At 64.8% G+C, this 18,704-nt stretch carries 16 protein-coding genes; 12 read left to right on the forward strand and 4 right to left on the reverse strand.

Going from position 1 to position 18,704, the window contains the following annotated elements; genetic code table 11:
• Positions 1-21 precede the first annotated feature (21 nt).
• Entirely contained in the window at positions 22-849 is an 828-nt protein-coding gene (locus tag AC1VNY_RS14375; RefSeq protein WP_482405618.1) for an AAA family ATPase, read from the forward strand.
• A gap of 14 nt (positions 850-863) precedes the next feature.
• Positions 864-3,152, forward strand: coding sequence for a nitric oxide reductase activation protein NorD (locus AC1VNY_RS14380; RefSeq protein WP_482405619.1), 2,289 nt, complete (start codon positions 864-866; stop codon positions 3,150-3,152).
• Between the two features lie 9 nt (positions 3,153-3,161).
• Here the strand turns inward: AC1VNY_RS14380 and AC1VNY_RS14385 are convergent, their stop codons facing one another.
• Positions 3,162-3,749 carry an ANTAR domain-containing response regulator gene (locus tag AC1VNY_RS14385; protein WP_482405620.1) on the reverse strand — a complete coding sequence of 196 codons (588 nt, stop codon included), beginning with the start codon at positions 3,747-3,749 and terminating at the stop codon, positions 3,162-3,164.
• Positions 3,746-4,909 (reverse strand): transporter substrate-binding domain-containing protein, encoded by a 1,164-nt coding sequence (locus tag AC1VNY_RS14390; protein ID WP_028345130.1) that lies wholly within the window; start codon positions 4,907-4,909, stop codon positions 3,746-3,748. Before AC1VNY_RS14390 ends, AC1VNY_RS14385 begins: the two co-directional genes overlap by 4 nt.
• A 423-nt stretch (positions 4,910-5,332) precedes the next feature.
• Between AC1VNY_RS14390 and AC1VNY_RS14395 the strand changes: the two genes are divergently transcribed.
• The 9 genes from AC1VNY_RS14395 to AC1VNY_RS14435 all read left to right on the forward strand — a co-directional run bounded on the left by AC1VNY_RS14395 (position 5,333) and on the right by AC1VNY_RS14435 (position 14,805).
• The gene (locus tag AC1VNY_RS14395; protein WP_482405621.1) at positions 5,333-6,733 is read left to right on the forward strand and encodes an amidase; all 1,401 of its coding nucleotides are present in this window, start codon (positions 5,333-5,335) and stop codon (positions 6,731-6,733) included.
• Positions 6,734-6,750: 17 nt separating this feature from the next.
• Positions 6,751-7,746 carry an acetamidase/formamidase family protein gene (locus AC1VNY_RS14400; RefSeq protein WP_482405622.1) on the forward strand — a complete coding sequence of 332 codons (996 nt, stop codon included), beginning with the start codon at positions 6,751-6,753 and terminating at the stop codon, positions 7,744-7,746.
• Between the two features lie 58 nt (positions 7,747-7,804).
• Positions 7,805-9,019 (forward strand): urea ABC transporter substrate-binding protein, encoded by a 1,215-nt coding sequence (locus tag AC1VNY_RS14405; protein WP_155258877.1) that lies wholly within the window; start codon positions 7,805-7,807, stop codon positions 9,017-9,019.
• A gap of 94 nt (positions 9,020-9,113) precedes the next feature.
• Positions 9,114-9,980: an ABC transporter permease subunit gene (locus AC1VNY_RS14410; RefSeq protein WP_018270848.1), complete on the forward strand. Its 867-nt coding sequence runs from the start codon at positions 9,114-9,116 to the stop codon at positions 9,978-9,980.
• A gap of 13 nt (positions 9,981-9,993) precedes the next feature.
• On the forward strand, positions 9,994-11,067 hold the full coding sequence (locus tag AC1VNY_RS14415) for a branched-chain amino acid ABC transporter permease (RefSeq protein WP_482405623.1): 1,074 nt from the start codon (positions 9,994-9,996) through the stop codon (positions 11,065-11,067).
• A 3-nt stretch (positions 11,068-11,070) separates the two neighbouring features.
• On the forward strand, positions 11,071-11,790 hold the full coding sequence (locus AC1VNY_RS14420; protein ID WP_482405624.1) for an ATP-binding cassette domain-containing protein: 720 nt from the start codon (positions 11,071-11,073) through the stop codon (positions 11,788-11,790).
• Entirely contained in the window at positions 11,780-12,490 is a 711-nt protein-coding gene (locus tag AC1VNY_RS14425; RefSeq protein ID WP_050386935.1) for an ABC transporter ATP-binding protein, read from the forward strand. Before AC1VNY_RS14420 ends, AC1VNY_RS14425 begins: the two co-directional genes overlap by 11 nt.
• Before the next feature lie 63 nt (positions 12,491-12,553).
• A complete protein-coding gene (locus AC1VNY_RS14430; protein ID WP_482405625.1) occupies positions 12,554-13,315 on the forward strand; it encodes an SDR family NAD(P)-dependent oxidoreductase in 762 nt (253 codons plus the stop codon).
• An 86-nt stretch (positions 13,316-13,401) separates the two neighbouring features.
• On the forward strand, positions 13,402-14,805 hold the full coding sequence (locus AC1VNY_RS14435; protein WP_482405626.1) for an amidase: 1,404 nt from the start codon (positions 13,402-13,404) through the stop codon (positions 14,803-14,805).
• Positions 14,806-14,811: 6 nt separating this feature from the next.
• On the opposite strand, the gene AC1VNY_RS14440 is transcribed toward AC1VNY_RS14435, so the two are convergent.
• Together AC1VNY_RS14440 and AC1VNY_RS14445 are read right to left on the reverse strand one after the other, a co-directional pair.
• Positions 14,812-16,401: an ABC transporter substrate-binding protein gene (locus AC1VNY_RS14440; protein WP_482405627.1), complete on the reverse strand. Its 1,590-nt coding sequence runs from the start codon at positions 16,399-16,401 to the stop codon at positions 14,812-14,814.
• A 22-nt stretch (positions 16,402-16,423) separates the two neighbouring features.
• Positions 16,424-17,626, reverse strand: a complete 1,203-nt coding sequence (locus AC1VNY_RS14445) for a serine hydrolase domain-containing protein (RefSeq protein WP_482405628.1) — start codon at positions 17,624-17,626, stop codon at positions 16,424-16,426.
• A 234-nt stretch (positions 17,627-17,860) separates the two neighbouring features.
• On the opposite strand from AC1VNY_RS14445, the gene AC1VNY_RS14450 reads away from it, so the two are divergent.
• Positions 17,861-18,535, forward strand: a complete 675-nt coding sequence (locus tag AC1VNY_RS14450; RefSeq protein WP_028345120.1) for a helix-turn-helix transcriptional regulator — start codon at positions 17,861-17,863, stop codon at positions 18,533-18,535.
• Positions 18,536-18,704: the final 169 nt, after the last annotated feature.

Below are 18,704 nucleotides of genomic sequence, written 5' to 3' on the forward strand. Positions count from 1 at the left end.
CGAACGGCTGCCTGCGCGATCATGGGAGGCGTGAGCTTGTCCAATCCCGCTTTGCTGCTCGACCAGTACCGGATCCGGGAGGAGCCGTATTACCGGCCGCTCAAGGATGAGGTCGAACTGTTCGGTGCAGCCTATGCCAACCGCATGCCGGTGATGCTGAAAGGCCCCACCGGCTGCGGCAAGACCCGCTTCATCGAATACATGGCGTGGCGGCTCGGCCGCCCGCTGATCACGGTAGCCTGCCACGAGGACATGACGGCGGCGGATCTGGTGGGGCGCTGGCTGCTCGACGCAGAGGGGACGGTGTGGAGTGACGGGCCGCTCACCACCGCCGTGCGTCTTGGCGCGATCTGTTACCTCGACGAGATCGTCGAGGCGCGCCAGGACACGACGGTCGTGATCCATCCCTTGACCGACGATCGTCGTGTGCTGCCGCTGGAAAAGCGTGGTGAATTGATCCACGCCCATTCCGACTTCCAGCTCGTGATATCCTACAATCCGGGCTACCAGAGCGCGATCAAGGACCTCAAGGAATCCACCAAGCAGCGCTTCGCGGCGCTGGATTTCGGCTATCCCGATCGGCCGGCCGAAACCGAGGTGGTGTCGCGCGAAGCCGGCATCGAGCCGAACCTCGCCGATCTCCTGGTGAAGATCGCCCAGCACAGCCGCAACCTGAAAGGCCAGGGGCTCGATGAAGGCGCCTCGACCCGGATGCTGGTCAATGCCGGCCGCCTGATCGGATGCGGCATCAGCCTCGAAAAGGCCTGCGAGACCACGATCGTCGTGCCCCTGACCGATGACGTGGACACCAGGAACACATTGCGCGACGTGATCTCGGCCTGCGGGTAAGTGGACGTTTGCAGGTGGCGGTCGCGCAAATCAGTTCGCTCGATAGCTTCCGGTCCGGACGTCGGCTTGCGGCCCTCTTGCGCGGCCATGACGATGTAGCTGCGGCCGTGCAGGCGGCGCGCGCCGCTCTGCAGCGAACTGGTTGGTTCGATCACCTCGCGGTCTGGGACGAGGCCGTGCACGCGCTGTTCGAGGCCAATCTCGGTCAAGCCGTGGTGCAGGGCTTTCTGCGTCTATCGGAGCAATGGCCGGCGCAGCGATCGGCCGATGATCTGATCGCGATCGGCCGTGCGGTCCGGGACATCGGCTGCAGTGCCGGAAGCCGCGTCGCCCATGCGTTGCTGAGCGAATTGTCCAAGGTCCTGCCGCGGCTTGCGGGTGCAGGCGAACTCACCGCGGTTCTCGTCGCGCTCGCCCAACTCGCCGCCACCGGGCCGGAATCGGCGAGCCTCGCGATCGGCCGGCTGGGGCAGTTTCTGGCGCATGCCGGCGGCGAGGAGTTTGCGGCGTGGGTTTCCGCCGGCTTGCGTGCGAGCGGCGGTCGCGCATCGCGCCGCCGCGCCTATTTCGCGCTCGACGATCAGCTTTCGGCGCAGCTGTTCGCAGCCGGCCGGAGTGGGGATGATTTCGCGCGGCTGGAGAAGCGGCTCGCTGCGACCACGATTGCGTTGTGGAACAGAAAGCCGCGTTTCCGCAAACTTGCCGTTGCACCGACGCCGGTGCCGCGGCGGACCTCGCTCGCCGCCGGGCTCGTCGGCCTTCCGCAGACCTTTCCCGGCTTCGAAGGCGAGGCAGCGGACGCCGTCTATCTTGCGGCGGTCGCGCATGCCGGCGCGCATCTGGTACATTCCACCGTCCGCTTTCCGGTGGGGCGACTGAAGGCGCTGCAGATCGCGCTGGTCTCGCTGATCGAGGATGCCCGGGTCGAGACGCTGGCGCTCCGCGAGATGCCCGGGCTGCGCCGGCTGTGGTTGCCATTTCACAGCGCGACGCCGGCTGGCCAGGCAACCGCAGCCGGACTGATGGTGCGGCTGGCGCGGGCGCTGATCGATCCCGATTATCAGGATCCGGATGCGTGGGTGACCAAGGGACAACAGCTGTTTGCCGCTGCCGCCGGCCGCTGGAACGATCCCGCCATCAGCCGCGAGATCGGTGGCTTGCTCGGTAACGACATCGGGCAGATGCGGCTGCAGTTCAACGCCGAGAGCTACGTCGTCGAACCTGCCTATCGCGACGACAATCTGGCGCTGTGGGATTTCGGCGACCAGCCGGACAGTCCGGTCGAGACGATCGAACTTGCCGTCGATTCCTTCCGGATCGAGCGGCGCGACGATGCGGGTGGCCAATCGGCCGACGACACCGCCAAGCCGGACGAGACGTTGCGCGCGAAGGCCAGCGCGGTCACGCTGCTGGACGGGTTTCCAGTCGCGACCTACCCGGAATGGGACTATGCGGCGCGTACCGAGCGGCCGGACTGGACCACGATCCTGGAGGCCGATGCCGCCGTTTCCGCGCAGCCCTTCGATTCCTCGACGGACGCCGAGGCGATGCGCTGGATCACGGAGTTGACCCGCGACGCGTCGATCGGCCGCCGTATCAGACACAAGGGCCAGCGCGACGGCGACGCGCTCGACATTGACGCGGCGATCGCCCTGACGATCGAGCGGCGCACCGGCAATATCAGCGAGCCCAGGGTCTACCAGCGCGATGCGCCCGGACCGCGCGATCTCGCCATCCTGCTGCTCTTGGACCTGTCGCAATCGACCGCCGACCGTGACCGCCGCGGCCGGACGGTCCTCGACGTCGAACGCAAGGCGGCCGCGATCATGGCGGCGGCGGTCGAGGCCGCCAATGATGCGATTGCGGTGCATGGTTTCAGCTCCGACGGCCGCGAGCGGGTGCGCTATCTGCGCATCAAGGGCTTTGCGGAGCCGATGGACGCCGTGGTTCGTGCGCGTCTTGCGGGCCTAGGCAGCAGCCATTCCACCCGGCTGGGCGCGGCATTGCGCCATGCCGGGGGCTACCTCGCCGAACGACGCGCGTTCCGGAAGGTGCTGCTGGTTCTGACCGACGGCGAGCCGTCCGACATCGACGTGCCGGATGCGCAATATCTCGTCGAGGACGCGCGCCGTGCCGCCCAGCAGCTGCGGCGGCGCGGCACCGATATCTTTGCTTTTGGCATCGGCGAGCACAGATTTCCCCAGCTCGATCGGATTTTCGGCGAGCGCTATGCGCTCCGCGTGCCGCGCATCGAGGTGTTGCCGCAACGGGTGATGCAGCTCTACGCGGAACTGAAGAAATAGGCGCAGGAGCTAGCCCGTTGCCCGGGGCAAGGAGCCCTTTGCGGTGATCTCCGCCGAGAGTTCCTCGATCGTCTTGCGCTGCTCCATGGCGGCGCGGCGGATCAGCGCAAAGGCAGCCGGCTCGGCCAGCGCATGGGTGTGCATGACCTGAAGGACCGCGGCGAGCACGACGCGGCGGGATCGCAGCCGCTGCTCCAGCTTGAGCACCTGCTGCTTCAGCTCGCTGGTGCGCTCGCTGCGCTCGAAAGCCAGGACGAGCGCGGCATAGATTCCGGCCGAGCGCAGCGGCTTCACCAGAAATGACGCCGGATCGAGGTCGAGCACCAGCTTCAGACGGCTCGGCGTCTCGGTGCCGAGCAGGGCGATGACCGGGCTTCGTCCAAGCGACGCCCGCTGTGCCGGTGAGGTGAGCGGCAGGAACTCGTCATCGATCAGCGTCACGTCGGGACGGCAGTCGATATTGGTGCCGGGCTCCCATGTGACGATCTCGATCCCGAGGCGCTCGAACTGCCGCCTGACGATCGAGGCATCGCGTTCATCCCTGATGGCGACGAGCGCCTTGCGCCCGCGCAGTGAAAATGAAGACGGTTTGCTCATTTCACAACCCGCAAATGCGGCGCATTCGGCAACGTTCCATCCCTTGCCGGGCTGGCGGCGATGTCGAGCTGCGTCAGATAAGGATCCGGTCTGACCGGCGCTTCAGCTTCCCAGAAGATGTCAAATTGTCCTTCGGCGTTCGAGACGGCCAGCCGCGGCGTCAGGACGCAGTGGTTGTTGCTGCCGTCGATCCAGACCGGACCTTGCGGCGAATTGTAGCGATGGCCGGCCGCGGCGCGCCGCACCTCGCCGATATCGGATGTGCCGGCGCGCTGCAGCGCGCGGGCCAGCAGATAGACCGCGACATAGGCGGATTGCCCGTCGACCGACGGGCTGCTGTGTTCGCCGTGGCGCGCCTTCCAGCGCGCCACGAAGGCCCGGTTCTCGGGCAGGCGAATGCTTTCGAAATAGGCCGACGAGGTGATGCATCCGGCCGACGCGGGACCCGCGATCTTGAGCTCGGGCTCGCACAGGCTGCAGCTCAGCATCGGGATGTCGAGGCCGGCCGCGGCGGTCGCCGCATGAAAGGCGCGGATGAAGTCGTAGCTCGAACTGCCGACCAGCGTGTTGAAGACGACCGGCGGCCGGCGCCGCACGATCTCGTCCACGATGTGCGTGACCGCGCTTTCACCGAGTTCGAGCAGGCGTTCGGCGAGAATGCGTCCTTTGGCCGCCGTCACCAGCTCGCGGGTGACACGATTGGTTTCCCAGGTCCAGACATAGTTGGAGCCGACACAGAAGATTTCGCGCGACAGATTATCGAGCACGTAACGCACCAGCGGCAGCACGTTGTGATTGGGTGAGGCGCCGACATAGATGACGTTGTCGGAGCATTCGAACCCCTCGTAGCGCGCCGGATACCAGAGCAGGCGGTCGGTACGCTCGACGATCGGCAGCACCTGCTTGCGCGAGGCCGAGGTGTAGCAGCCGATGATGTGCTCGACGCCGACGTTGCGAATGAGGTCGTCGCAGACCGTGTGGTACTCCGAAATGATTCCGCGGGGATCGCGGACATGCGCAGATATCGCGAAGTCGAACTCGTCCTGATTGTTGATTTCGTCGACCGCCATCATGGCGCTCTTCAGGATCTCGCGTCCCATGGCCTGATAGGGCCCGTGCTGCGAGCAGATGATGCCAACTGGAATGGAGGGCTTGGTCATTGAGTACTTTCGGCGGCGCGACGCATCAAGGAAATCATCTTGGCAGAGGTCGGTGCAAGGGGTCATGCCGATTTGCTGCGCATGCACCTCGCGAAATTTGTGCAGCCAGCCTCGTTGACAACGCGCTGCACACCTCCTTAGAATTTTCTCCTACAGGGCTTCCTGTCGAACCTTGCGTGCGTCGATTTGGCCGATGACGTCCCGATCGCCGCGCAGAGTGCTCCGTTCGACCCCGGACCCATGCGATAGTTCATAGCCGCGGCATTTGGGCCATTCGTCACCTTCGTTTCGGAGGGGCGGGTGGCTTTTTGCTTTTGCCGCTAAACAAATTGGCGACACGTCCGTGCCGCCAAGCCGGAGGCGCATGCGCGGTGATGGGCAGTGCCTGCGCTTGCGTCATGTCAAGTGCGGGGATGAGAAACGATGCCGACGACGGATCTTCACTATCTCGGGCTCATTGAGATCGGGCAGCAAATCCAGGCCAAAAAGCTCTCGCCGGTCGAGGTGACCAAGGCGATACTCGGGCGGATCGAGCAGCTCGACGGCAAGCTCAAGAGCTACGCTTATGTGATGGGCGAGGCGGCGCTGGCCGAAGCGGCGGCAGCCGAGAAGGACATCGCGTCCGGCAAGATCAAGGGACCGCTCCACGGCGTGCCGATCGCCGTCAAGGATTTGTGCTGGGCGAAAGGCGCTCCGGCCGCGCACGGCATGACCATCCACCGGGATTTCCGGCCGAGCGAGGATGCCACAGTCGTCGCGCGGCTGAAGGATGCCGGCGCTGTTATCCTCGGCAAGCTGCAGCAGACCGAGGGCGCCTATGCCGACCACCACCCGAAGATCGATCCGCCGAAGAATCCGTGGAATGCGGATTTGTGGTCGGGCGCATCGTCGAGCGGTTCCGGCGTCGCCACCGCCGCGGGGCTTTGCTTCGGTTCGCTTGGCACCGATACGGGCGGCTCGATCCGCTTTCCATCGGCCGCCAACGGCATCACCGGGCTGAAGCCGACCTGGGGACGCGTGAGCCGTTATGGCGCTTTCGAACTCGCGGCGACGCTCGATCACATCGGGCCGATGGCGCGCAGCGCGGCCGATTGCGGCGCGATCCTCGCCGTGATTGCGGGCCAGGATCCCAACGACACCACCTCCGTGCCGCTGCCTGTGCCGAACTATCTCGCCGGCCTGTCCGGAGACTTGCGCGGCGTGACGATCGGGGTCGATCGGCGCTGGACCAGCGAGGGCACCGACGATGCCGCCGGCAAGGTGCTCAGCGAAGGGCTGCGCGTTGCCGCCGATCTGGGCGCGAAGATCAAGGACATCACGTTCCCCGATCCCAAGGCCGTGATTGAGGACTGGTTCCCCTTGTGCGGCATCGAAGTGGCGGTCGCGCACGAAGAGATCTATCCCGCACGCAAGGACGAATATGGTCCCGCGCTCGCCGGCCTGCTCGATCTCGGCCGGGCGCAATCCGGCATGAACTATCAGAAGATCGTGCTGCGGCGCGAAGCGTTCCGCGGCGCGGTGCGGCTGTTGTTCGAGACGGTCGATCTGATTGCCGTTCCGGCCCAGGCATTCGCTGCGCCGACATTGGCCAAGATGGCAGCGCTGGGTGAGGACCCGTCGCTGATTACCGGGCTGCTGCGCTTCACCTGTCCGTTCGACATGACCGGAAGCCCGACCGTGACGCTTCCCGGCGGCTTCGCGCCGAACGGCGGGCCGGTCGCCTTCCAGTTCGTCGGCCGACACTTCGACGAAGCAAGCCTCGTTCGCGCGGGCGATGCCTTCCAGCGCGTCACCGACTGGCACAAGCGCCATCCCGCGATCTGAATCGAGGAGCCGTTCGCATGACCGAAGACTGGTTGAAGAGTTCCATCATGGCCAAGCGTGCCCTTGCCAAGGGCGCGACCGGCACGACCCATAGCCTGACGATCGAGCAGCAGGGCGGCTTCCATTACGTCTATGGGCCCTATGCCAAGCCGACCCTGTCGATCGACCCGGGCGGGGTCGTCGTTGTCGAAACCGAAGACGCCTTCGGCGGCGTGCTCACCAGCGAAAGCGATAGCCCTACGGCGAAGCTGAACTTCCCCTATTTGAACCCGCAATGCGGGCCGATCGCGGTCAGGGGCGCCAGGAAGGGCGATTGCCTCGCCGTCTATATCCGCGACGTCGAGACCCGCGGCGCGCAGCCGGCCGGAACGACCTGCATCATTCCGGAGTTCGGCGGTCTGGTCGGGACCGCATCCACGGCGCTGCTCAATCCACCGCTGCCGGAACGCGTCAAGAAGCTGCATGTCGACCGCAACGGCGTGCGCTGGAACGACAAGATCACGCTGCCCTATGAGCCGTTTATCGGCACGATCGGCGTCTCGCCAGAGATCGAGGCGATCTCCTCGCTGCAGCCCGATTATCACGGCGGCAATATGGACCTGCCCGACGTCGCACCCGGCGCGATTATCTATCTGCCGGTGCATGCCGAAGGCGGGCTGCTCTATGTCGGCGACTGCCACGCCACGCAGGGCGACGGCGAGCTCTCGGGCGTCGCGCTCGAGCAGCGCGCGACTGTCACTTTGCAGATCGATCTGATCAAGAACTGGAGCTTCGCCTGGCCGCGGCTGGAGACGCGCGACTTCATCATGACGATCGGCAGCGCACGCCCGCTCGAGGACGCCGCGCGCATCGCCTATCGCGAGCTGGTGCGCTGGATGAGCGCCGATTACGGCTTCGATGAGATCGACGCCTACATGCTGCTCAGCCAGGCCGGCCGCATGCGGCTCGGCAACATGGTCGATCCCAAATACACGATGGGGGCGTCGATCCTGAAGAATTACCTCAAGGCGTGACTTCAAACATCCTTCAACGACAGAGGACATCGCGATGTATTCGGGGCGTATAGTCGGAATGGCTTTGCTTGGTGCAATGCTCGGGACCGCGGCAATAGGTGCCGCCCAGGCGGCTGAACCGCCGCTGAAGGTCGGCTTGCTGGAGGACGTCTCCGGCGATCTCGCCTTCATGGGCATGCCGAAGCTGCACGGCTCGCAGCTGGCGGTCGAGGAGATCAACAAGAGCGGCGGCATTCTCGGCCGGCAGATCGAGTTGATTCACCTTGATCCCCAAGGTGACAATGCCCGCTATCAGGAGTTCGGCCGCCGGCTGCTCAATCGCGACAAGGTCGACGTGCTGATCGGCGGCATCACCTCGGCCTCGCGCGAGGCGTTGCGCCCGATCGTCGATCGCACCACCACGCCGTACTTCTATACGAACCAGTATGAAGGCGGTGTCTGCGACGCCAGCATGATCAGCATGGGCGCGGTGCCGGAGCAGCAGTTCTCGACCCTGATCCCCTGGATGGTCCAGAAGTTCGGCAAGAAGGTCTATGTCATCGCAGCCGACTACAATTTCGGCCAGATCTCCGCGGAGTGGAACCGCAAGATCATGAAGGACCTCGGCGGCGAGGTCGTGGGAGAGGAATTCATCCCGCTCGGCGTGTCGCAGTTCGCGCAGACGATCCAGAACATCCAGAAGGCGAAGCCGGATTGGCTGTTGACGATCAATGTCGGCGCGGCGCAGGACTCGTTCTTCGAGCAGGCGGCCGCGGCCAACCTCAACCTGCCGATGGGCTCTTCGATCAAGATCATGCTCGGCTTCGAGCACAAGCGGTTCAAGCCGCCGGCGCTCAACAACATGCATGCGACCGCGAACTGGTTCGAGGAGATCGATACCCCCGAAGCCAACGATTTCAAGAAGCGCTGGCACGCAAAATTCCCCGATGAGCTTTACATCAACGACATGGGCTACAACGCCTACAACGCGCTCTACATGTACAAGGCGCTGGTCGAGAAGGCGAAGTCGACCAAGCTCGAGGACATGCGCAAGGTGATCGCAACCGGCGATGCCTGCATCGACGCTCCCGAGGGCAAGGTCTGCATCGACCCGAAGAGCCAGCATACGTCGCACCGCATGCGCCTGATCTCGGTCGGGCCCAAGCACGAGGTGACGGTGGAGAAGGACTACGGGACGATCCAGCCGTACTGGCTTGGCGAGATCGGCTGCGACCTCACCAAGAAGAACGATAAGGATCAGTACACGCCGAGTCATCTCCCCAGCAAATCGTGATGCGCGCAGGCACGAATCTTGCTCGTGTGGTGCGTCACGACTTCGAACCGAGCCGGCGCCGCAATGATGCGGCGCCGCGATCAGGGAGACCGGAATGTCGGCTGAACTCTTCTCGGTATTCTATCAGTTCGCCGATGTCTTCGCGTTCCTGATCCTGTCGGCGGCGGGCCTGGCCATCGTGTTCGGCATGATGGGCGTCATCAACATGGCGCATGGCGAGTTCATCATGTGCGGCGCCTACGTCACCGTGGGGCTCGTCAACCTCGGCGTCCCGCTTCCGATTGCCCAGATCCTTGCCGCGCTGACCGCGGGGATCATCGGCATGATCGTCGAGTACCTCGTCGTTCGGCGTTTCTACAAGCGTCCGCTCGACTCGCTGCTCGCCACCTGGGGCCTCAGCCTGATCGTGACGCAGTCGATGCTGCTGATCGTCGGCTCCGCGGTGCGCGGTATCGGCACGCCGGAAGGAAGCTTTGCGATCGGGGGCTACACGTTCTCGACCTACCGCCTTGTGCTGTTCGGCTGTGCTGTGGCCGTGCTGGCCGGGCTCTACATCATCTTCATGAAGACGCGCTTTGGCGTGATCGCACGCGCCACGATGCAGAATGCGGCGATGGCCAAGGCGCTCGGCGCGCGCACCGGGCGGATCTATTCCATCAGCTTCGGCATAGGCACCGCGCTCGCGGGGCTCTGCGGCGCGCTCTACGCGCCGACCATGACGCTGATCCCGACCATGGGAGCGACCTTCGTGGTCGAGAGCTTTGTCACCGTGGTGATCGGCGGCGCCAATGTCCTGCTGGGAACTGCGCCGGCCGCCGTGTTCCTGGCGATGATCCGGATGGCGCTGAATGCGAGCTATGGGCAGATCATCGGCCAGATCGGCATGCTGTTTGCAGTCATCCTGATCATACGTGTGCTGCCCGAGGGGCTATCCAGCGTGCTGGTTCGTCGTGGGCGCTAGACGGGAATTTCTGATGTTGAAGCTGCTCGAGGGCCCGCAGACGCTCGGACGCGGGAAGATCTTCTGGTCCTGCTTCCTCGCCGTGCTGGCGGGGGCACTGATCTATCCGCTGTTCGCTGATTCCTATGATGTCGGCAATTTCGCCTACTTCCTGATCTGGATCTTCATGGCGCTCGGCCTCTGCCTGATGTGGGGCTACGGCGGCATGCTGTCGTTCGGCCAGACCTTCTTCTTCGGCATCGCCGGCTACGGCTATGGCGTGCTCGCCATCAATATGGGCGGGGGAACGACCACGATCGCCGCGCTGGTTCTCTCCGTGGTCATCGCGATGATCGCGGCCGGGATCCTCGGCTACTTCATGATCTGGGGCGGCATCAGCGGGATTTTCTTCGGCATCGTGACGCTGTCGGCAACGCTGGTGCTTGCCTTCTTCCTCGGGCAGACCGCGGGGCCGGAATGGCATATCGGTCCGGCCCGGCTGAACGGCTTCAACGGCATGAAGGGAATGGACCCGCTCACGGTCGGCAACTTCGACATCGAGGGCTCGGCGCTCTACTACGTTATGATCGCGCTGATCGTGATCGTCTACATCGCGCTCCGCATGCTGGTGAACTCGAGCGTTGGCAATGTGATCGTGGCGACGCGGGAAAATCCGCAGCGCGCCGAGATGCTCGGCTACGACGTCCGCAAGTATCAGCTTCTGACCTTCGTGATCGGCAGCGGGCTCGCAGGCCTCAGCGGTGCGCTGTACACGTCCTGGGGGCAGTTCATCACGCCATCCAGCATCGGCCTGCCGGCGGCGGCGATGCCGATCGTGTGGGTGGCGTTCTCCGGACGCAACGATCTGACTGCGACCCTGGTCGGATCGTTCCTGCTGCTGTTCGGCTTCCAGACCATCACGGTTTACAGTCAGCAAGCGGCGCTGGTGCTGATGGGCGTACTGCTGCTCGCCACCGTGATGCTGGCGCCGCAAGGCTTCGTGCTCGGCATCGGTAAGCTGGTCGTCGATTGGTGGACCAGGCGTCGGCGCCGCGACGAAGCCCCCGCGCTGGCCGATACCGCCCGCCTGCAACCGGATGAGACCTGAATCATGGCGTTGGTCGACGTAAAAGGCGTATCGAAACGTTTCGGTGGATTGACCGCCGTCTCGGATGTCGACCTGACGGTCAATGCCGGCGAGGTCCACTGCCTGATCGGGCCCAACGGGGCCGGGAAGAGCACGCTGTTCAAATTGATCGTCGGGCTCTATCCGCCAACCACGGGCAGCATCTTTTTCGACTCGATCGATATCACCGCCGAGCGGCCTTACGCGCGGGTGCAGCGCGGCATGAGTATCAAGATGCAGGCACCGAGCGTGTTCAAGGAGCTGCCGGTGCGGCAGAACATCCGGATCGCGCTGCAGGAACGCATTTCGGGCGCGGAATGTCGCGCCGAAGAGGAGCGGCTGCTCGCGTTGCTCAATCTCGCTGACGATAGCGGCAAGCTCGCCGGTGCGCTGTCGCACGGCCAGCAGCAATGGCTGGAGATCGGCATGGCGCTGGCGCTGCAGCCGCAGCTGCTGCTGCTGGACGAGCCGACCGCCGGCATGTCGCCCGAAGAAACTTTCAAGACCGGCGAGCTGATCAAGTCGTTCAATGCTGAGGGCATGACCGTCCTGGTCGTCGAGCACGACATGGCGTTCGTGCGTCAGGTCGCCCAGCGCGTCACCGTTCTGCATCTTGGTAAGATCTTCGCGCGCGGCAGCTTGGAGGCGATTTTGGAAGACGAGAAGGTCGCGGAAATCTATCTGGGTAAGACCCATGCCCACTGATCGCATCCTGGAGGTGTCGGGGCTTTGGGCGGGCTACGGCGCGACGCCGATCCTGCAGGGCGTCAGCATGTCGGTCTCGCGCGGCGAGATCGTCGGCGTGATCGGCCGCAACGGCGTCGGCAAGTCGACCCTGATGCGGTGCCTGATCGGTCTACTGCAGACCTGGCGCGGCACCATCAGCTTCATGGATCAGGATGTCACTCAGCTCGAGGCCGATGCGCGGGCGCGCGCCGGCTTCGGCTACATCCCGCAGGGCCGCGACGTCTTTCCGCAAATGAGCGTCGAGGAGAATTTGCAGGTCGGCGAGTTGATCGGCGGGCCCGAAGGCAAGAAGCTGCCGGAGCTCGTCTACGAGTATTTTCCGCGCCTGAAGGAGCGCCGGCGCCAGATCGCGGGCACCATGTCGGGCGGCGAACAGCAGCAGCTTGCGATCGGCCGCGCGTTGATCGGCAATCCGGCGCTGATGATCCTCGACGAGCCGTCCGAGGGCATCCAGCCGTCGATCGTGCAGCACATTTGCGAGGCGCTGAAATCGTTCCGGGCGGAGCTCGGGACCACGATCGTGTTCGTCGAACAGAACCTCGACACCATCCTGGAGATCGCGCAGCGCTGCTACATCATGGAGAAGGGCAAGATCACGCGATCGCTGGCCGGCGAGGAGGTCAACGCGGACAACGTTCGCGCACAGCTGTTGCTGTGATCGACCGCGCCATGCGCTAAGGATCATTGCGTTGCATAATTGATAATAACGGAGGGAATGGACATGGATCTCGGACTCAAGGGAGCGAAGGTTCTCGTTACCGGCAGCACCAAGGGCATCGGCAGGGCGATCGCCGACACGTTCGCGGCGGAGGGCGCCAATGTCGGCATCTGTGCGCGCAACCAGGGCGACGTCGACGCTGCGGTCACCGCGCTCAAGGCCAAGGGCGTTGCGGCGTTCGGAAGTGCCGTCGACGTCTCGAACGGGCCGGTCCTGAAGGCCTGGGTCGCCGACATGGCGTCCAAGCTCGGCGGCATCGATGTCGTGGTCGCCAATGTCAGCGCGCTGTCGATCGGGCAGGACGAGGAGAGCTGGGAGAAGGAATTCTCCACCGACATGATGGGGACGGTGCGGCTCGTCAACGCGGCGATGCCGTATCTGGAGAAGAGCGGCGCCGCCGCGATCGTCACGATCTCGAGCGTGTCGGGACGCGAGGTCGATTTTGCCAGCGGTCCCTACGGGACGTTCAAGGCGGCGATTATCCACTACACGCAGGGCCTCGCCTACCAGCTCGCCGCCAAGGGCATCCGGGCCAATTCGGTGTCGCCGGGCAACACGTACTTCGAGGGCGGCGTCTGGAACATGATCAAGGACGGCAATCCCGAACTGTACAAGACCGCACTGGCGCTCAACCCGACCGGCCGCATGGGCACTCCGCAGGAGATGGCGAACGCCGCCGTGTTCCTGGCGAGCAGGGCGGCGAGCTTCATCACGGGGACCAACCTCGTGGTGGACGGCGCGTTGACGCGCGGCGTCCAGTTCTAGGCGGGTCGCGCCGTCAGCGGAGTCGCGAGATCGCCGCCCGCGGCGGCGGTCCGGGCAGGCATTTTCCGATAACAGCAGGGCGTCAGATGTCAGCGGATTCATTGCACTACAAATCCATCACCGAGATCTCCGAGCTCGTTCGCCGCAAGGAGGCGAAGCCCTCGGAGATCACCGAGGCGATGCTGAGCCGGATTGCGAAGCTGGACGGACAGTTTCACGGCTATGCGCTGGTCCTTGCGGAGCGGGCGATGGCCCAGGCCAAGCAGTACGATGCGGAGATCGCCAAGGGCATCTGGCGCGGCCCGCTGCATGGCGTTCCGATCGGGCTGAAGGACCTCTGCTACACCTCGTTTGCGCCGACTGCCGGTGGCACCACGATCCACGCCAAGTTCGTGCCGTCCTTCAATGCCACGATCGTGGATCGGCTCGAAGTCGCCGGCGCGGTGACGCTCGGCAAGCTGAAGATGACGGAGGGGGCCTACACCAGTCACCATCCGGCCGTTCAGGCCCCGCTCAACCCGTGGAATGTGAACTACTGGGTTGGCTCCTCGTCGACCGGATCGGGCGTCGCGACCTCGGCGGGGCTCTGCTACGGCTCGATCGGCAGCGACACCGGCGGCTCGATCCGCTTTCCGTCGGCGACCTGCGGGTTGACCGGGATCAAGCCGACCTGGGGCCGGGTCAGCCGCTACGGCGTCTTCCCGCTGGCGGACTCGCTCGATCACGTCGGGCCGATGTGCCGCAGCGCTGCGGATGCCGCGGCGATGCTCGGCGTCATCGCGGGTGCTGATATCAACGATCCGACCGCCCTGCGGGCTCCGGTGCCGAACTATCTGGCCGGCATCGGCGACGGCATCAGGGGCCTCAGGATCGGCGTCGACCGCAGGTACACCCAGGAGGGTATCGATCGGCAGGTCGTGACCGCCCTGCTGCAAGCCGAACGCACGCTCGCCGCGCTCGGTGCCGACATCCACGAGGTGCATTTCCCGCCCTATCAGAAGCTCGTCAGCCTGTGGATTGCGATGTGCTCGGTGGAGACGGCTGAGGCGCATCTCGACACATACCCATCGCGCAAGTCGGAATACGGACCGGACCTTGCACAGCTGATCGAGCAGGGCCGGGCGACGAGTGGCGTCGATATAGCCGCGATCCATCACGAGCGGCTGAAGTTTAGTGGCAGCCTCGCCGCCATGTTCGAAGATATCGACCTGCTGCTGATCCCGACGATGCCGGTGCCGATCCCGACGCTCACCAAGATGAGCGAATACGGCGCCGACCCCAGCGTGCTCCTGAGCATCCTGCGCTTCACGGCGGTGTTCGATTTCTCGGGCAGCCCGACCATCACGCTGCCGATGGGCATGGCCTCGGATCTGATGCCGCTCAGCATGCAGCTGGTCGGCCCGCATCTCTCCGAAGACGTGCTGGTCCGCGCCGGCGCCGCGTTCCAGTCGGTGACGGACTGGCATACGCGGCGGCCGCCGATCGAATAGGGGTCCTCAACCGGTCTTGTCGACATTCCAGAACAGCGGCACCGGCGCGCGGACGATGTCCTTCAGAGCCTTGCGCGTCGCGGCCGGTTGATTGTACTGCCCGGTCGGGACGTGGGTGACCACCTCGTAGGCGCGTGCCTGGATCTTGTCGGCCAGCGCCTTTTGGTCCGGCGACGCCGCGGTGCGGGCAAAGCTGTCGCGCAGCCGCTCGAGCTCGGCATCCTCGACCCAGCCGAAGAAGCCGCCATTCTTGCCCTTGCCGTTGACGCAGGCATTGCCGATCGGATTGACGAGGTCGGCGCTGGCCCAGGTCGAATGGTAGAGCGACCAGCCGCCCTCGGCCGGCATCGACTGCTTGGCACGCCGCGCCACGACCGAACCCCAATCCATCGCGAGCAGGTTGACGTTCATGCCGATCGAACGCAGCGCCTCAGCGGTGACCGTGCCGAGCGCGGTGATGATCGGGGCGTCAGTCGCGTGCAGGATCGTGATCGGCTCGCCCTTGTAGCCGCCCTGCTTGAGCAGCTCCCTGGCTTTTGCGGTGTCCGCCTTGGTCGACCAGCCGACCGCGCTTTCGAACGGCGTGCCGGCGACGAAGATCGCCGGCGTGATCTTGTAGTAATCGGGATTGCCGATCTGGGTGTCGAGCCAGTCCTTCTGGTTCACCGCGTGCAGCACGGCCTGGCGGATCTCCGGCCGGTCGAACGGCGGCACCAGCCAGTTCATCCGGCACATGCCGGAGAAGCCCAGCGTGTTGTAATCGGTCAGCTCGACATTGGAGGCGCGCGCGAGAATCGGATGATGGTCGTGCGGCGGCACCTCGAAATAGTCGATCTCGTCGTTGACAAGCGCGTTGGTCGCGATCTGGAAGTCCGGCACGCTGATCCATTCGTAGCGGCCGATCTTGACCACCTTGCCGCCGCCGGTGCCGTCGGACGGTTCGTCGCGCGAAACGTAGTCCGGGTTCTTCTCGTAGGCGGCCTTGACGCCGGGCTGGAATTCCGCCGTCACGAAGCGGAATGGTCCGGAGCCGACATGATCTGATATGGCCTGGTCGGCGGGCGTCGCGGCGATCCGCGCCGGCACGATGAAGGGCACGTTGGCGGTCGGCTTGCCGAGCGCCGCCAGCACGAAGCCGCACGGCTCCTTCAGCGCCATGCGGAAGGTGCGCTCGTCGAGCGCCTTCAGCTCGGCGACGAATTCGAACAGTTTCTGGCCCATCGTGTCGCGCCGCGCCCAGCGCTGCAGCGAGGGGATGACGTCGGCCGACGTCACCGCACTGCCGTCATGGAATTTGAGGCCGGGCCGCAGCCGGAAGGTGTAGGTCAAGTTGTCGGCGGAGACTTCCCAGGCCTCGACCATCTGCGGCTTGATCTCGAATTTCGCATTGGTCGAGAACAGCGTGTCGTAGATCATGTAGCCGTGGTTGCGCGCGGTCCACGCCGTCGTCATGATCGGGTCGGTGGCGCGCAGCGGCGCGTGCATGACGGCCGTGATCGTCTTCGAACTGGCCCGCGCGATGCGCGGCATCGCGATGCCGAGGCCTGCTCCCGCGCCGATCTGCAACAGACGGCGCCGGTTGATCGATGGTCCCATGATGTTCCCCTGTCGCAACCGGTCAGGCCTTGCCGGCAAGCCTGGCCGCGATCGCGCGATAGCCGCGCATCCACATGTGATCGAGATCGAGATCCATCGGCAGCGGCTGCGAAGAGACGCGCGCGATCACGGTCTCGTTGGTGGGATCGATGTAGATCCACTGGCCATGGATGCCGACCGCGGCAAACGGCGTTTCGCGCCGATCGAGCGTGTACCACTTGTTGCGGTAATTGCCGTTTGGAAACACCTTCGTCAGGTCGCCGCGCGACCAGGCCTCGGCATTGCCGTTCTGCCTGATGTCGTCGATCCACCAGCCGGGGACGACCTGTCGTCCGTTGCTGATGCCGTGATTGCGCATCATCTCGCCGAAGCGGGCGAGATCGCGCAGTGTCGCGCAGATGCCGCCGGCGACGCGGCCTGCGCCGCGTGAATCGACGGTGATGTAGGCGTCGTGCTCGGCGCCCATCGGCTGCCACAGATAGTGCGAGAGGATCTTTGCGTAGGACAGGCCGCAGGCGCGCTCATAGACCCAGCCGAGCACATCGGTGTTGGTCGAGACGTAGTGGAAGGTCTCTCCATGCGGTGCGCCGTTCGGCCGCAGCGTGCGCAGATAGTCGCGCAGATTGCTCGGCGGGACTGCAGGATCCGGCAGCTCCCAACCGGTCGAGCGCCGGTAGTTCATGACGTCGCCGTCGCGCGCCATGTAATCCTCGTCGAAGCGGATGCCGACGCTCATGTCGAGCAGGTGCCGCACCGTGCAGCTGCCGCCATAGACCGAGCCTTCCATCTCCGGGATGTAGCGCGTCACCGGCGCGTTGGGATCGAGCTTGCCGTGATCGGCAAGGATGCCGCCGAGCGTTCCGGCGACCGACTTGCTGACGGAGAAGATCAGGTGCGGGGTATCGGGCGTCAGGCCATGCGCATACCATTCGAACGCGACCTGTCCGCGATGCGACACCACGATGCCGTCGGTGTGGCTGGCGCGCAGCGCCTCGCCGACGCCGACCGTCTCGCCGCGCGGGTTGGCGATGCGGACGTCGTCGAGATAGCGCGGCGCAAAGGACAGCGGCGCCGCCGCTGCGGCGCGCGCGATGTTCGCGGTGGGCAGCAGTTCGCGGACATTGCGGAATGCCCACTCGTTGAAGGGATGCTGACGCCAGTTGGCGAGCGTGACCTGTTCGTCGGCCGCCGATGGGAAGGCGGCCATGATGCGACGCGAATTCATTCTTGATCCAGCAATGACATCGGATGATGTGCGAAAGTTCCGCATGGCTCGCGTCGCTCGCAATCAACCGGATGGTGGAGGGGGCCGTTGGGTTACTTCGGCGTAACCGTTTCCCCGGATGTGCGCTTCGTGCGCTTGGCCCGCAATTTGCTTGACTATGGCCCGCGGCTGCCCCAGCGTGACGGGCATGCGACGCGCAGACGTTCGCCATCGGGAAACATCGGGAGGTAGGTCATGATCGCGCTTCTGGGCCGACCGGATCCGGCAACCACGCAGGCCATTCAGTTCGCGCGCGGCATTCTCGAGGGGTCGGCGACCGCGTTCTACGAGGTCGACGGCAATTTGACCCTCAACCGCTTCGTGCTCAGCAGCAACGTGCCGCCGAGTTTCCACGACCAGTATCTCGCCGGCATGAACCGGCTCGACCCGTTGCATCCGCGCTCCGCGAGCAACCGGCCGATTGCACGGCTGAGCACAGCGCTCGACCAATGCGCGACCCAGGAGGCGGCGACCTATCGCGCCTTCGCCGGCCAATGCGGCGTCGCCGACATGATCGAGTTCTTCTTCCGCCGCAACGACCGCATCGTCGCCGGAATGAGCGTGCTGTGGGCGCCGGGCTGCGCGATCCCGGACGGCAGCATGCACATTGCGGAGAAGATCCACGACTACCTCGAGTTCAACCTGACCAGCCGCCTGTCGTCGAATGCCGACGAGCCGGCGCGCTTTGGCCTGACCTCGCGCGAGATGGAAGTCGTCGAGCTCTTGTGCTGCGGCCGAACCAACCGCGAGATCGGTGAGTGCCTGAACATCGGGCTCGCGACAGTGAAGACGCATCTGATCCATATCTTCGAAAAGCTCGGCGTCGAGACCCGCTCCGCCGTGGTGGCGATGATGTCGCGGCCGCATTGAGGCGCGGGCTATCGATTACGAGTCCGCGGCACTTTCAGCACGTCGTCCCTGCGAAAGCAGTGACCGATACGCCGCGGCGGATGTTGAGAACGGGATTCGTCGCTCCAGCGCGTGAAACAATAAACATCGGCGGTTATGGGTCCCTGTGTCTTGGAAGTCTGTCAGGATG

The organism is Bradyrhizobium ferriligni (assembly GCF_056837965.1).